General features: G+C 69.8%; 9 protein-coding genes and 1 pseudogene. 5 read left to right on the top strand and 5 right to left on the bottom strand.

Annotation, left to right across the window (positions count from 1 at the left end):
- From BN1056_RS09245 to BN1056_RS09235, 3 genes and pseudogenes are all read right to left on the bottom strand, one after another.
- Positions 1-807 (bottom strand): DUF5926 family protein (locus tag BN1056_RS09245; protein WP_210580588.1); only part of this gene is annotated, 807 nt, incomplete at its 3' end.
- A gap of 731 nt (positions 808-1,538) precedes the next feature.
- Positions 1,539-2,717: pseudogene (locus BN1056_RS09240) on the bottom strand (DUF5129 domain-containing protein); the annotation flags it as partial.
- A 458-nt stretch (positions 2,718-3,175) separates the two neighbouring features.
- Positions 3,176-4,189 carry a LacI family DNA-binding transcriptional regulator gene (locus tag BN1056_RS09235; RefSeq protein WP_210580586.1) on the bottom strand — a complete coding sequence of 338 codons (1,014 nt, stop codon included), beginning with the start codon at positions 4,187-4,189 and terminating at the stop codon, positions 3,176-3,178.
- Between the two features lie 125 nt (positions 4,190-4,314).
- Between BN1056_RS09235 and BN1056_RS09230 the strand changes: the two genes are divergently transcribed.
- The 3 genes from BN1056_RS09230 to BN1056_RS09220 all read left to right on the top strand — a co-directional run bounded on the left by BN1056_RS09230 (position 4,315) and on the right by BN1056_RS09220 (position 9,605).
- A complete protein-coding gene (locus tag BN1056_RS09230) occupies positions 4,315-7,422 on the top strand; it encodes a glycoside hydrolase family 2 TIM barrel-domain containing protein (RefSeq protein WP_210580584.1) in 3,108 nt (1,035 codons plus the stop codon).
- Positions 7,423-7,426: 4 nt separating this feature from the next.
- The gene (locus tag BN1056_RS09225) at positions 7,427-7,897 is read left to right on the top strand and encodes a NanQ anomerase/TabA/YiaL family protein (RefSeq protein ID WP_108965406.1); all 471 of its coding nucleotides are present in this window, start codon (positions 7,427-7,429) and stop codon (positions 7,895-7,897) included.
- 217 nt (positions 7,898-8,114) lie between these two features.
- Positions 8,115-9,605, top strand: a complete 1,491-nt coding sequence (locus BN1056_RS09220; RefSeq protein ID WP_073329421.1) for an amino acid permease — start codon at positions 8,115-8,117, stop codon at positions 9,603-9,605.
- A gap of 1,128 nt (positions 9,606-10,733) precedes the next feature.
- Here BN1056_RS09220 and BN1056_RS09215 read toward each other — a convergent pair.
- Positions 10,734-12,143 (bottom strand): family 4 glycosyl hydrolase, encoded by a 1,410-nt coding sequence (locus BN1056_RS09215; protein WP_210580582.1) that lies wholly within the window; start codon positions 12,141-12,143, stop codon positions 10,734-10,736.
- Entirely contained in the window at positions 12,140-12,889 is a 750-nt protein-coding gene (locus tag BN1056_RS09210; protein ID WP_210580581.1) for a DeoR/GlpR family DNA-binding transcription regulator, read from the bottom strand. The genes BN1056_RS09215 and BN1056_RS09210 overlap by 4 nt, the downstream gene beginning before the upstream one ends.
- A 112-nt stretch (positions 12,890-13,001) precedes the next feature.
- Here BN1056_RS09210 and BN1056_RS09205 point away from each other — a divergent pair, with 112 nt between their 5' ends.
- A complete protein-coding gene (locus BN1056_RS09205; RefSeq protein ID WP_210580578.1) occupies positions 13,002-14,018 on the top strand; it encodes a carbohydrate kinase family protein in 1,017 nt (338 codons plus the stop codon).
- Between the two features lie 71 nt (positions 14,019-14,089).
- Positions 14,090-15,460 (top strand): ABC transporter substrate-binding protein, encoded by a 1,371-nt coding sequence (locus tag BN1056_RS09200; protein ID WP_244671617.1) that lies wholly within the window; start codon positions 14,090-14,092, stop codon positions 15,458-15,460.
- The last annotated feature ends 35 nt before the right edge of the window (positions 15,461-15,495 follow it).

The raw sequence follows: 15,495 nt of genomic DNA, 5'->3' as shown, positions 1-15,495 counted from the left end.
GTCGTCGGCGAGGGCGGCCTCGAGCCGCTGCGCCATGGCCCGCATGGGCTCGGTGAGTTCCTCGGCCTCGGTGCCGGGCACGAGCTCCCACACGGGGATGGCCAGGCCGCAGGCGCGGAAGGCGCCGAGGAAGCGGGCGCCCTCCTCCAGGTCGGACTCGCGGGCGGCGTGGATCCGGGCGAAGGCGTTGAAGAAGGCGTCCTCGTCCTCGCCGCGCACCCAGCGGACGAACTCCTTGCCGTTCATGCGGCACCAGTAGGCGTGCTCGACGCCGGGCACCGGCACGGTGGGGGCGATCCCCTCCTTGGCGTCCTCCACGATCCGGAGCGCCTCGGGTTCCTCGGCCTGCTCGGCGGTGAGCCAGAAGTCGAAGGACTCGCGCACGTCGATGCTGGGGGTGAAGTCGGGGTCGAGGATGTCCTGGAGGCGCTCACCCGGCTCGGGCAGGCCGCTGGGCGCGAGGCCGGTGCCGGGTTCGAGATCGAGAGCCTCCAGCAGGGCGGCGGCCACGTCTCGGCTGGCGTCCCCGGAGCGGACGGTGGTCTGCATGGCCACGAGCACCCGGCCGTCGGCGCGCTTGAGGGAGCGGGCCAGTTCGGGCAGGAGCGTGACCAGCTGGACCTCCTGGCCGCCGTGGTCGGCATCCAGGCGCACCGTCATGGAGGCGGCGGGGATGATCTGCATCATCGCCACCAGGTCCGGCTCGGCGGGCAGCCCGGCGAAGGGGCGAGCCACGAAGGGGATCTGCTGCTTCTTGGCGGCCTTGCGGTCGCCGTCGCGACGCCGCTGGCGGTTCTTCTTCGACATGCGCGCCAGCCTACCGGGTGGGACCAGCCACGGGCGGCGGACCGCGGCGCGCCGAGGCAACCGCCGGTCGCGGACTGCGCCTGTACCGAAGGCGGCCGGCTCCACGCGCCCCCGGCCGGCCGCGCAGCGCCGTCGTTCGCCTCAGAAGTGAGAGCTGGAGCCGGAACCGGAGAAGCTGCCGCCGCCGAAGCCGCTCGAGGAGCCGGACCCGCCGGAGGAGGAACTGGACGAGGGGGACGCGATATTGCTGTAGCCGGTGACCAGGCCGTCGACGGGCCGGGAGAACAGCGGCACCGCGCCGACGCCGGAGGCGCCGGACCCCGAGTACGGCCAGTTCGCGCCGTACGCCCCCACGTCATGGGCACCTGATCGGCGCACAGCCCGTCGTACAGGCCCGGGGCGTCCAGGCCCACCGACAGGCCCGGGGCGTCCAGGCCCACCGACTTGGAGTTGATGCGGATGGTGGTGGCCGGGTCGTAGTGGTGGCGCTCGCTGCGCGCCGAGGAGGACCACCAGCCCTGATAGTCGGCGCTCTCGCCGGCGTACTTACCTTGCGCGTAGTCCTTCTCATAGCGGGCCAGCCGCTTGCGGCCCGTACTGGAGGTGTCCGCCGCCAGCGCCCGCCAGGCCAGGTCGCCGCAGCGGTGGTGAACGTCCAAGTCCATGGCGTCGAGCTCGTCCAGGGCCGCCAACGGCGTCAGGTCCCCGGAGACCAGCTCGCTCGTCATGGCCGCCAGCCGGTCACGGCGTTCCCGGACCAGATCGCGGTCCGGCGCGACATCGAAACTCACCTTGGCCCGTTGCGTGCTGAAGGCGACGGAGGCGCACAGCGCGGCGTAGGAGCCGAGATCCTCGCGCACCGGCCCCTGCTCGTTCTCCCACACCTCCTCCCAGCCGGGGCCCAGGGTGAGGAAGGTGGAGGCGGAGGCAATGAGGTCGTCGACCCTGTCGAGTTCCTTGGCACTGGCGGCCAGCTTCTGGGCGCACCGCCGACGGCTGCCCATGAACCACTGGGCGCCGCGCGGGGAACCGAAGTCGCTGAAGAGGCGCACCAGTTCCGCGTAGCGCTCTTCGAACCAGGCGAAGCGGGCCAGCACCTGGGCGCCGTGGGCGTTGTCGGCGGGGATGGTGCCGGCACGGATCTGGGTGGCGTCGTAGTCGGTGGTGACCTGAGTGAAGTGACGACGGGCCTGCTTGTAGGCGTCGCGCGCCACGCGGCGGGACCAGAACATCCACGCCAGCACCGCAAGGGCGGCGGCCAGGCCCATGAACGCCACGAGCAGCGCCACCTCCGTGGACGCGATCGGCTTGCCGAGCGAGTCGGCGGTGCGCTTCGCCATGGCCTCCAGCCCTGCCTCCCACTGCGACATGCGGAAGGAGCCCTTGGCTGAGTCCTGGATCTTCTGCTGAGTGCGCAGGTCGACCTTGACGTCCTCGCCGAAGTAGCAGCCGACCCACCGCCCCTGTGGGGACACGGCGAGGATGACCAACCCGTCGGCCCAGACGTCGGGGTCCGCGGTGGAGATCCACGACGGCTGCTCATTCAGGGCATAGCCGAGGACGGCGTCGTTGAAGACGGTGTCGGAACTGGCGTAGGGGTCAACGTCGTCCGTCGTGAACACGGCCAGGCGGATGTCCCGGCGGAAGCCGATGTCCTCCAGGGCGGACCGGAGGGCGTCGTCGTCGACCGCCTCGGCCTCGTCGTGGATCTCGACCGCCGGGGTGTGGGTGGCGCCGAAGGGGTCCAGTGCGCACAGCGGCACGATCACGCCGAGCACGACGATGAGTAGAGACTTGACGGTAAGGGCGGCGACGGCGCGCAGGCCGCCCCAGCGGACGATCAGGTCGGACACGGGTACCTCCGGGGAATGCTGACCGCACACTAACGGCTCGGGCGTGGCCAGGGCCATGGGGAGCACCGTCCGCGCCGCGGCAGAGAGGCGCGCGCCTGCTACGAGCTTTTGCACCCTGGTGTGCGGGTATTTGCCATACACCAGGGTGCAAAACGTCGCAGCAGAGGGCAAAGGTTCGCAGCACACCCGCCCAGCACCGGGGATACCCACGGGCCATGCACCGGCGTCGGCGCCGGACGGCCGAATTTCCCCGCGTTTTCCAAGGTCTGTTGGGGGTGATCGTCCAGGTGGGCCGGGTTATATGAGTCCTGCCGCCGGACGGTGCGGGTCGCGAGGGTTGGGGAGCCCGACGACCGACCTATCACCGAGGACAGGCCGGGTACATGGGAGCCCGCGCCGTTCCGCTCCGGCGAAGGAGGCGTGAGCCACCGGGATGTGGGAACCCCGGGGCGGCTCCCCTCGACGCCACGGGCCGGTGGGGCCGGGAGAGACAACCCGGCCCCACCTGGCCGGCCTCACACCGTGTCCCGCTCCACCAGGTACATGTCCATGACCACCGTCTGGGGCTCCGCGCCGTCAATCATGTCCACTGCCAGCTCGGCGGCGCGCTCCCCCTCCTCCCGCAGCGGCTGATGCACCGTGGTGATCGCCGGCTCATACTGAGCTGCCAGGGGGTGATCGTCGAATCCGACCACCGACACCTCACCGGGCACCTCCCGTCCGGCCTCCCGCAGGGCCTCGATGGCCCCGACCGCGATGCGGTCCGATCCCGCCAGCACTGCGTCGAACTCAATGCCGGAGGCCAGTAGACGGCGCATGGCCCGATGTCCACTGAGCTGGTCCCAGCCGGTGTGGACAACCCGTTCATCACCCAGGCGGGAGCCGAGTACGCGCCGGTAGCCGCGGATACGATCGACGGAGGCGGGGTTGTCGGCCGGACCCATGACGCTGACAGGCGCTTCTCGTCCCACCTCCTCCAGCGCCCGGGCGGCCAGAGCGGCGCCTATGACGTCGTCGGAGTAGACCGTGGAGAAGACCCCTCGGTACGGGTCGCCCTCCAATTGGCCGCACAGCACCACCGGCACCGACAGTTCGGCGAGTCGGTCCAGCAACTCACGGCCCGCATAAGGCGTGATGACGATGACGGCGTCCACGGCGCCCCGCCCGACATGCTCAAGCACACGTTCACGCTCCGCAGGCGTGGCCGCCTCCAGGATCATCGGCAGGTTGGGCCCGTCCGTGAGTCGCGAGACGATCCCATCGCACAATCGCGCATAGGTGGGGTCGGTGAACAGTTCGGCGAAGGGGTCGGTGAACAGCAGGGCGATCGCCTCCGAGCGGCCCACGGCCAGCGCTCGCCCCCGCCGGTTGACGACGAAGCCCGTCTGCTCCACGGCGCGCATGACGCGCTCGCGCGTGGCCGGCTTGCACTTGGGGGAACCGTTCAGCGCGCGCGAAACCGTAGACGGCGCCACGCCCGCGGCGCGGGCGACGTCGGCGATGGTCACGCGCCTGCCCGGAGAAGTCACGGGCCCATCCTGCTAGAACATCTCGATTCTTGCATCCCACTTGCATCGGCGGGCGGGACGCCCTACATTGTGGAACCGCTTCCACAATAGCGTGGAAGCGGTTCCACATCTCAAGGAGCACGTCAATGGCGCATGCGAATGACTGGGAGAACCCGGGCCTGCCCCATCGGCACCGTCTGCCGGCACGGGCCTACTTCTTCGGATACGACTCCCCCGAGGCGGCCGCCACCCGGGACCGGGCGCGTTCCCGGGGATTCACGGATCTGAGCGGTCTGTGGTTCTTCCGCCTGTTCGACTCCCCCCGCCGGGTGCGGGCCGAGCACCTGGCCGTACCCCATCCCGAATGGGGACGGGTGCGCGTCCCTCACCTGTGGCAGGTGGACGGGCACGGTCCCCTGCAGTACACCGACGAGGGGTTCCCCTTCCCGGTCAGGCAGCCGGAAGTCCCCTCGCGCAATCCGACGGGCGTGTACCAGCGCGAACTGCTCCGACCCGTTCTGGCCCCGGGCGAGCAGGCGGTGTTGCGCCTGGACGGGGTCGACTCCTACGCGGAGATCTACCTCAACGGCGCCTTCGTCGGCATGACCAAGGGCTCCCGGCTCAGCGCCGAGTTCGACGTGACCGAGCTGCTGACCCGGCGCGCCAACCTGCTTACCGTCAAGGTCCTCCAGTTCAGCGACGGCACCTATGTGGAGGACCAGGACATGTGGTGGGCGTCGGGGATCTTCCGCGACGTCTACCTGACGGTCCGCCCGGCCGCACGACTGGAGGACTTCCACGTCACCACGCACCTGACCGACGACGGCGGCGCCGACGTCACGGTGGCCGTGCGCACCCGTGCCGCCCGCGACGTCCGCCTGAGCCTGACCGGTCCGGACGGGACGCCGCTGCATGGCACGGCCACCGACGCCGCCCCCTGCGTCCTGCACGTGCCCGAGGCGCACACCTGGAGCCCGGAGTCCCCCGTCCTGTACGACCTGGTCATCTCCGTGCACGACGCCGACGGCGCCGTCGCCGAAACCGTGCCGCACCGCCTGGGCCTGGCGGAGGTGAGCATCGTGGACGGGCGCCTGCTGCTCAACGGCACCTACTTCAAGATGCGCGGGGTCAACCGGCACGACCACGACGACCGCCGCGGCCGGGCCGTCGGCATGGCACGGGTGCGCCGCGACCTGGAGCTGATGAAGCTGCACAACATCAATGCGGTGCGCACCTCCCACTACCCCAACGACCCGCGCTTCTACGAGATGTGCGACGAACTGGGCCTGCTGGTGCTGGCAGAGACCGACCTGGAGACCCACGGCTTCGAGAACACCGGCGACATCGCCCGCATCACCGATGACCCCGCCTGGGAGCCGACCTTCGTGGACCGCATCGAGCGGCTGGTGATCCAGGAGCGCAACCACGCCTGCGTCGTGGCCTGGTCGCTGGGCAACGAATCCGGCTTCGGCTGCAACATCCGCGCCATGTACGCCCGCTGCAAGCAGCTGGATGCGCGGCCGGTGCACTACGAGGAGGACCGGGACGCCGAATGCGTGGACCTGGTCTCCACCATGTACTCGCGCGTGTCGCAGATGAACGACTTCGGCGAGCACCCGCACCCCAAGCCGCGCATCCTGTGCGAGTACGGCCACGCCATGGGCAACGGCCCCGGCGGCCTGGCGGAGTATCAGAGGGTCATCGACCGCTGGGACTCGATCCAGGGCCAGTTCATCTGGGAGTGGTGTGACCAGGGGCTGGTGGCCCAGACCGCGGACGGCCGCGAGTACCACTCCTATGGCGGCGATCACGGCGACTACCCGCATAACTCCAACTTCTGCATCGACGGGCTCGTCTTCCCCTGGCAGGAGCCGAGCCCGGGCCTGGCCGAGTACAAGCAGGTGATCTGCCCGATCGGCGTGGTTTGGGAGGAGGGCGAGCTGCGGGTGCGCAACGGCCGGTTCTTCACCGACGCCTCCGACGTGGTCCTGGACCTGGAGCGGGTCGTCGACGGCGTCGCCGAGCCGCTGGGTCGTCTCGCGCCGGGGCCGCTGGCACCGCAGCAGGAGATGCGCCAGGTTCTGCCGGTGGATGTCGAGGCGGGGCGTCTGACCCACCTGCGGGTGCGTGTGCGCTCCACAGCCCGCCCGCCCTGGGCGCCAGAGGGATATGAGCTGGGCGTGTACCAGTTCGTCGTCGCCGACGACGCCGGCCCCGACGCCGCCGCACATCTGCGCACTCCGACCTCCCGGATGGAGGTGCGGGCGAATGACGACGAGCTCGTCATCTTCGGAGTGGAGCAGGAGCTCCGCTTCGACATTGTCACCGGCGCCCTGACCTCCTGGGTGCGCGGCGACAGACGGGTGCTGGCGGCGCCGCCCGCCGTCGGCTTCTGGACGCCGCTGATCGACAACCACCAGCAGGAGTTCGACGCGCTGTGGTCCGACCGCCACCTGCAACTGATGCAGACCTCCACCCGGTCGGTGGTGCTGCGGCGGGAGGGGGACGCCGTTGTCGTGGAGGTGGCGCAAATCATCGGTCCGCCCGCGCAGGCGCTGGGCTTCGAGGTGGACCTGAGCTACACGGTCACCGGCTCCACGGTGAGCGTCGGCGCCGTCGGTCGCGCCTGGGGCGACTACCACGACATCATTCCGCGCATCGGCCTCACCTTGGAGGCCCCCGGCTACGCCCGGACGGTCGAGTGGCTGGGGCTGGGCCCGGGTGAGAACTACCCCGACTCCCGCACGGCCGCCGTCGTGGGCCGCTGGAGCGCCGCCGTGGAGGAGATGCAGACCCCCTACGTGGTGCCGCAGGACTGCGCCAACCGGGGCGGGGTGCGCTGGCTGACGCTCACCGACACCAACGGCGCGGGCCTGGCCTTGGCCCGCACCCCGCTGCCTGGCGCCTGCGAGCCGCCGGAGGACTTCGACTTCTCGGTGTGGCCTTGGACGTGCCAAGACATCGACGCCGCCCGCCACCGTACCGATCTGGTGCCCCGGGAGAACGTGACCGTCAACGTCAACCACCGTGTACTCGGGCTCGGATCCAACTCGTGGGGCTCGGAGGTGCTGGAGGCCTACCGGACCCGGTTGGAGGACTTCTCCTTCGCCTTCGACCTGATCCCCCTGGACGGCGGCGACGCCGACGGGGCGGCTCCGACCGGAGGGGCCGGCGAGTCCGCATCCGGCCTGCCCGGGACGGGCACAGCAACCGAGTCCTCCACAACCCCCGCAACCCCCGGAACAGGAGCGTGAACCGATGCGGCTCTTCCCCGATCTCGACTCACTCGCCCGCGAGCGCGGCGCCGTCAAGAAGTGGCGGCGGGTCTGCCAGGCGATCGACCACCTACCGGCAATCCGGCCCGCAGTGGCGTACTCGGTGGGCGACTCCCTGACCTACTGGAGGGACTCGGCCGCCCACCTGCTGGCCGCCTGGGACGCCGGTGACGGCCTGGTCACCTCGCGCCGCTACCTGAACGTGCTGCACGCCGTCGACGCCGATCTGACCGTGCAGGTGGCGCCGGTCGCCGTCGCCCCCGTGCGCACCCCCTATGACGACCTCACCGACCGGGAGGTGCACGAGGCCGCCGAGACGCTGCGCACGGTGACCGTGCCCGCCGGGGGGATCGGCGTGGTCGACGTCTCCGAGGCGTTCCGGCTGCTTCCCGGCAGCGGCGAGGCCGCCATCATCCGCGTCACCGTCGAGGAGGCCTCCTTCCCCAACAAGTAACCGAACCGAGGCGCCGTCGGCGCCGTGCATCCACCGTCCTATCAACCGCAAACCCCACGCTTTTCCTGCGGCGCGGCTCCGGCCGCGACCTCCTGGTCACGCCGACGGCCCGGACGCCGCGGCGAGGGGACACCTCCTCGTCGTCGCCAGTGGACCCGCCTGAGACGCGAGTAACGCCGTGGGGCCGCACTTATCCACATGAACAAGGGACTGCACCATGTCTTCGTCTTCTGAAACTCGGGCGCGGATCGGCCAGTTCGCGCTGCTGACCATGACGGTCTCCGCCGTCTTCAACATCCGCAACGTCATCAACAACAACGTTGCGATCGGCCTGGCCTCGGCGCCGGCCTTCTTCCTGGCCACGCTGCTGTACTTCGTTCCGTTCACCCTCATCATCGCCGAGTTCGTGGCCATGAACCGCTCCTCGGAGTCCGGCGTCTACCAGTGGGTGAAGACCTCCATGGGCGGGCGCTGGGCCTTCATGACGGCGTTCTGCTACTGGTTCGTCAACCTGTTCTACTTTGCCTCCCTGCTGCCGCTGATCCTGGTGTTCACCTCCTACCTGCTCACCGGCGGGGACAGGGAGATGTCACCGTGGCTGATCACGGTGCTGTCGATCGCGATCTTCGCGGTGGCCACCTGGGTGTCCACCAAGGGCGCGAAGTGGATCGGCACCGTCACCTCGATCGGCGCGTCGGCGGTGCTGGCGCTCACGGGCGTGTTCATCGTCGCCTCACTGGCGGCCCTGATCGGCGGAGTGGAACCGGCCTCCCCCATTACGCTGCGGGCACTGCGTCCGGACACATCCTCCTTCGCCACCACCTGGGCGTTCTTGGGGACATTGGCCTGGATCATCCAGGGCGTGGGCGGCGCGGAGTCGGTGGGCGTGTTCCTCAACGACCTGCGCGGCGGCGTGAAGGCATTCGTGCGCACGATCGTGGCCGCCGGGCTGATGATCGGCCTGCTGTACGCGGTGGCCTCGCTGCTGATGAACGTGTTCGTGCCGACGGGCGGCCTGGACTACTCCAACGGCCTGTTCGTGGTGATGGGAGCGGTCGGCGAGCACTTCGGGGTGCCGGCGGCGCTCACCTTCCGGGTGGTGGGGCTGGTGCTGCTCGCGGCCACGCTCGGCTCGCTGCTGATGTGGACCTCGACGCCGGTGAAGATCTTCTTCTCCGAGATCCCCCGGGGCGTGTTCGGAGGGAAGCTCGTCGAGCTCAATGAGCAGGGCATTCCGTGGCGGGCGGCCTGGCTGCAGTTCGCCATCGTGGTGCCGATCCTGATCATCCCGGCGCTGGGATCGAGCAACATCGACGACCTGCTGGGCATCGTCATCAACATGACCGCGGCCACGGCGCTCATCCCGCCGCTGCTGATCCTGCTGGCCTACCTGGTGCTGCGCCTGCGTTACGACGCCGCGCCCCGGGAGTTCCGCATGGGCTCGCGGCCGGTGGGGCTGGCGGTGGCGGTGTTCCTGCTGGCCGTGTTCGCCTTCGTGTTCATCGCCGGCACGACGCCGCTGGATCAGCCGCTGTGGCTGACGCTGGTGTACAACGTGGGCGGCGTGGTCGTGTTCCTCGGTCTGGCACTGGCCTGGTACCAGCGCTACATCAACCGGCTGCGGGGCCGCGATCCGCGGGCGGCCCGCTCCGAGCTGGCGCCGTCGTCCAGCACGCGTGAGCAGGAGGCCGCGAACCGGAGGTCATAAGTGGACGACGGCGGGAACACTGCCGCCGCCGGCCTATGACACGGTCTCAAGGCTCTACCACGAGCTTTTGCACCCTGGTGCACGGCAATTCGCCGTGCACCAGGGTGCAAAACATCGCAACAGAGGGCAAAGGCTCGCAGCACGCCCGCCCAAGCACGCCCACCCAGCACCACGGGGCGACCCACGGGACCGTTACACCAGGACCGACCCCGGACGGCCGAGCTTCCCCGGACTTTCTCAGGGGGGGTTGGGGGTGATCGTCCAGGCGGGACGAGTTACATGGTTCCTGCCGCTGGACGGTGCGGGTCGCGAGGGTTGGGGACCCCGAAGACCGAACCGCCACCGAGAACCAGGCCGGGTACATGGGAGCCCGCGCCGGTACGCTCCGGCGAAGGAGGCAGAGCCCCCGGGGATGTGGGAACCCCCGGACGCGGCCACCTCACCGCCAAGGCCGGTGGGGCCGGGAGAGACAACCCGGCCCCACCGGCCAAAACACATCCCGAGCGGGCAACACCCTGCAGGCATCCCCTGGTAAGGGCGCCGATTATCGCCCACTTCGCACTCACGATGATGCTCTCAACCTGGATGTCTGGGGATTCCTGTTTGGGGCGTGCTGTTCGTACAGCCTCGGCGAGTGACGCGTGCGCGTCGGCTGCGGCGGGCAGCGGCGCAGGCGCACCACCCACTGACACCGCCGATCAGGCACCCGGCGGACGTGGACGACGGTGTGGACGGTGGACCCCCGTCGGGCCTGCCTCGAACTCGCGAGCAGCCGGCCCACAACGCGGTCGAGCCGCCCAGGACGCGGGTCCAACGCCGAGAACGCTCCCCCGCTGTCGAGAACGCGCTCCGGGCATGCGTCCTCGACGGCTACCCCGCGTCCTCGACGGCTATACCGCCCCTTCGATGTCCGTAGGACTCGTCGCCAACGCACCAACCCGCAAACCGGACAATCCGGACGTCTTCAGTGAGAACCTCACTCTCTAGAGTGAGGACGCCACTGACGGCGCAGCCTGCGCGTGAGCACGTCACTCTTTCCAACCCACCCCGAAAACCTGGTTGATGAGCGATGAGCGGCACGGGGACCGCACGTCTAGCCGCACTTCACAGACGCACTGAGCCCAACCCTCACCGCCCGAACGTTCTGGCCACCAGGGGGTTGCGCTCCAGGTAGCCGTTCAGCACGCGGCGCGCAACGTTTACTGAGTCGATGAGCGGATGACCGGCCAGCGCACGCCAGGCCAGGGTCTCGTCCCCGCTGAGCGCGGCGTCGATGACCAGCTCCTCGCAGCCCTTGACCGTAGCCACCAGCCCGAGCTCGGCGCCCGCGAGCGCCCCCACCCGCTGCGGGTGCACGCCGTCGCCGTCGACGATGCACGGCACCTCCACCACGGCGTCCTCGCGCAGCTGGGGCACCAGCAGGCCGCCTCCGGCGGAGCACGCGTCGGCGTTACCGACGTCGAGGATCATGTGGGCGGGCACGCCGGTGTGCACGGCGGTCATCAGGTCGAGGGCCACCTGCTGGTAGCCGCCGCCGGCGATGTCCTCCTCGCGGCGCCCGGCGCGGTCGGCGGCGTCGCGGGACTCGGCCATATACGTGGCCTCGCGCTCGGCGTGCGCGCGCCGCCACAACTCTCCCGCCCGCTGCGGATCGGCGGAGACGGCGTCGTAGAACTCCTCCTGCCTCCGCTCCAGGAACTGGCCGCGGGTCTCCGCCTCAGCGCGGATGCGCTCCAGCGACTCCCGGCCCAGGTAGTAGTAGAAGAGGTATTCGTTCGGCAGCACCCCGAGCGCGCGCACCCAGTCGAAGCCGATGATGCGCGCCTCCTCCATGTGGTCCAGAGCGGTGTCATCGGCGAGCAGACCGGGCAGTCGGTCCTGGCCGTCAACCACAAGGCTGCGCAGCCAACCCAGGTGGTTCAGGCCCACATAGTCGAAGTCGATCCCCGCCCCCGGCCCGACCCGGGACGCGCGCGCGGCATCCTCGCCGACCGCCGTCGTCGCCCGCCGCACCAGCCCGATGGGGGTGTCGCAGATGCCGACGACGCGCCCGCCCAGCACCGTGCGCATGGCCTGGGTGATGATGCCGGCGGGGTTGGTGAAGTTGATGACCCACGCCTCGGGGGCGAGGTCGCGGACGGTGCGGGCCAGCTCCATGGCCGCCGGGATGGTGCGGAAGGCGTAGGCGTAGCCGCCGGCGCCCACGGTCTCCTGCCCGAGCACGCCCTGCTCCAGGGCGACGAGCTCGTCCAGCACGCGCCCGTGGGTGCCGCCCTCTCGCATGGCGGAGAAGATGAAGTCGGCCCCCCGCACCGCCTCCTCCAGTTGCGTGGTGGATGTCAGCGCGGGTGCGTGCGGGAAGCCGAGGTCGGCCAGTACGGCGCGCATGGCGTCCAGGCGCCGCGGGGAGACGTCGTACAGGCACACCTCATCCACCACCAGCCCCGGGTGGGTGCCGGAGCCCGCCCGAGCGGCCGCCAGTACCTCCATCACCTGGGGCACGCGGAACCCGCCGCCGCCGACGATGAGCAGTTTCATGCGAACAGCACCTCCGTAGCTGTGCCCGCCAGGTCCGGCAGCGGGGCGGTGCCGGGAGCGGCGGTGGTTATGACGACTTCGAGTTCGTTGATGGGGCACACCGGCAGCAGCCCGGCCCCGGGGAACTTGTCGGCCGTGGTCACCAGGCAGGTGCGCTCGGCCGCGGCCCGAAGCGCGCGCTTGACCGGCACCTCGATGCCGGTGGAGTCCATGACCGTGCCGTCCGCCCGCACGCCGGAGGTACCCATGAAGGCGATGTCGGCGCTGATCTGGGCCAGGGCGTTCTCGGTCAGCCCGCCCACCAGAGACAGGTAGGAGGGGCGCAGCACCCCGCCCAGCACGATCAGTTCCACGTGCCGGTCCTCCCGCAGCACGTCGACGACGGCGAGGGACGCGGTCACGACGGTGACGTCCCGTCCCCGCAGGTGCCGGGCGACGGCGGCGCCCGTGGTGCCGATGTCGATGAGGACGACGTCCCGATCGCGTACGAGCCCTGCGGCCGTTGCACCGACGCGGTCCTTCTCCCCGGCCGCCCGGGCGGCGACGTGGGCGAAGGGTTGGGCGTCCGCCTCGATCGTGCCTCCGCCGCGCACTCGCTGGAGCCTGCCCTCGCGGCCCAGTGCGTTCAGGTCGCGGCGGATGGTGGAGGCGGACACCTCCAGCGCCCGGGCCAGATCGGCGACCGAGACACCGCCGCTCTCCTTCACCATCTCCACGATCGCCGAACGACGCTGCTGAGCCAACATGGGAGCAGTCTATCGCATTGGCATCAATTGTGCGCAAGATTGCGCAGCTTCACGCAACTTCACGTATAGTGGTGCACGTCGCAGCAATCTGTGCGTCTGACGAGGAGGTCACATGCCGCATCGCGCAACACCCGCCACCCCCGCTCGACCGGTCCTCGTCATCGGCCCCTCCTTCCTCGACGTCGTCATGAGCGGACTCACGCATGCGACCGTCCCCGGGGAGGAGCAGCGGGTCGAGGACTGCGCCCTCATGCCGGGAGGCGCCGCCAATCAGGCGGTCACCCTGGCGCGCCTCGGCCTGCCGACCGGACTGTGCACGTACCTGGGGACGGATCCGCCCGGGCGACTCGTCACCGACATGCTTGAGGCCGAGGGGGTGGATCTGTCCCGGGCCGAGCACACCCGGCGACAGAATGTCACCGTATCCCTGGCCCTGGACGGCGACCGCGCCCTTACCACCTGTGGGGAGGACACGGTGCCCGTCCCGGTGTCGGGCTGGCCGGCACCGACGGCGCTCGTGGCGGATCTGGGTGCGATTCGCACGGGTCGGGAGGCCGTCTCCCGCTGGCGCTACGGCCCAGAACCCACCATGGTCTTCGGCGACACCGGCTGGGACCCGACCGGACGCTGGAGTGAGGAGGACCTCGCCCCGCTGGATCTTGTGGACGTGTTCACCCCCAACGAGTCCGAGGCACTCCACTACACGCGGGCAGGTACCGCCGCCGAGGCCGCCCGGGCACTGGCCGAGCGGGTGCCCGTCGTGGTGGTCACCTGTGGGGCCGACGGCGTGGTCGCCTGCGATGGGGAGGAACTGCTGACACTGCCGGCCCTGGACGTGCCCGTGGTGGACACCACCGGCGCCGGGGACGCCTTCACCTCCGGACTGGTGTGGGCGTACCTGCATGATCTGGGGCTGCGCCCCGCCGTCTCCCTGGCCTGTGCGGTGGCCGCCGCCACCCTGGGGCGGCCGGGCGGATCACTCAACGCGCCCACCCCGGCGCAGGTGGCCGCGCTGGTCCGCACCAGGCCCCTGCCGGAGGGGTTCAGCACCGACTTCCTGGAGCTCATGGATAACCGGGAACGCCCAGCAGATCCCCCCAAGTCCCGCCAACACTCAACCCGGCTGTAATCACCGACACGATCGCAACCATCAAGACAAGGAGAAGGCCGATGCGCCCCCGCACCACACCATCAACGTCGATGGGTCGGACCTCAGTCACCCGTCGTCGTCTCCTGATCGGATCCGCCACCGTCACCGCCCTGGGGCTCCTGGCCGCCTGCGCCCCCGGAGGCAGAGGCGGCTCGACAGCCTCCACCAGTGCCGTCGAGGTATCAACCGACATCTCCGGTCTGCCCGAGCAGACACTCACCGTCTGGGACCAGGAGACCCGCGGCGGGCAGAACGAGCAGATGGAGCGGCTCAACGCCGCCTTCATGGAGAAATACCCGAACATAACCATCAACCGGGTCTCACAGTCCTTCGACGACCTGCAGACCACGCTGCGCCTGGCGCTGACGGGCGATGACGCTCCGGACGTGGTTCAGGCCAACAACGGCCGCAACACCATGGGCCAATTCGTCCCCGCGGGCCAACTCATCAGTCTGGACCCCTGGGTCAGTACCTACGGCTGGGACCAGAGCTACAGCCCCGCGATCCTCTCCTACTCCTCCTACTCGGCGGACGGGACTGTCTTCGGAGAGGGGTCACTGTGGGGTCTGCCCCAGGTGGGCGAGGCCGTCGGCATCTACTACTCCCCCTCACGACTGCAAGCACTCGGCCTGGAGCCGCCCACCACTTGGGAGGCCTTCGTCGACCAACTCCAGACGATCAAGGACGCGGGCCAGACTCCTCTCATGCTCGGCAACGTCGAGAAATGGCCGGCCCTGCACGTCTTCGGACCCGTCCAGGGGGCACACGTCCCCGCGGCGCAGATTCGCGACCTCGGCTTCGGGAACGCCGGAGCCTCATGGGTGACCGACGAGAACCTGGCCGCCGCCACGCAGCTGCAGGACTGGGCGAAGCAGGGCTACTTCAACGAGGGGTTCAACGGCCTGGACTACGACACCGTCTGGCAGGACTTCGCCAAGGGCACCGGCGTCTACCTGATGGCCGGCTCGTGGCTGGCCCCGGATCTGGCCGACGTCCTCGGCGAAGACGTGGTCTTCATGCTGCCCCCGGCGTCGTCCGAGACCGGGAGGGTCGCCAGCACCGGCGGCACCGGTCTGCCCTTCGCCATCACTTCGGCGGCGAAGGAGCCGAATATCGCCGCCGCATACATCGACTTCATCACCAACGCCGACGCCATGCAGGTGCTGGCGGACACCGGCAACGTGCCCGTCAACGACACGGCTGCGTTCGCCACGGACACCACCAGCGTGACGAACGACGTCATGACCGCCTTCGACACGCTCACCACCACCGGTGACGTACTCCCGTACCTCGATTACGCGACTCCCACCTTCGACCAGGTCCTCGGGGACGCGCTCCAAGAGCTTCTCGACGGCAAGTCCACCCCTCAGGAATTCCTCGACGTACTGGAGTCCGCCTACACCGAGTTCACCGGGGACTGAGCCAACCCCCTGTTTCCGGCCACGGCGGTTCCGGA

The sequence above is a fragment of the Actinomyces succiniciruminis genome, assembly GCF_900002405.1.
In the GTDB taxonomy this organism is placed as follows: Bacteria; Actinomycetota; Actinomycetes; order Actinomycetales; family Actinomycetaceae; genus Actinomyces; species Actinomyces succiniciruminis.
Note: the sequence above shows the minus strand (reverse complement) of the source record. Positions and strands in the feature narration are given on the sequence as shown.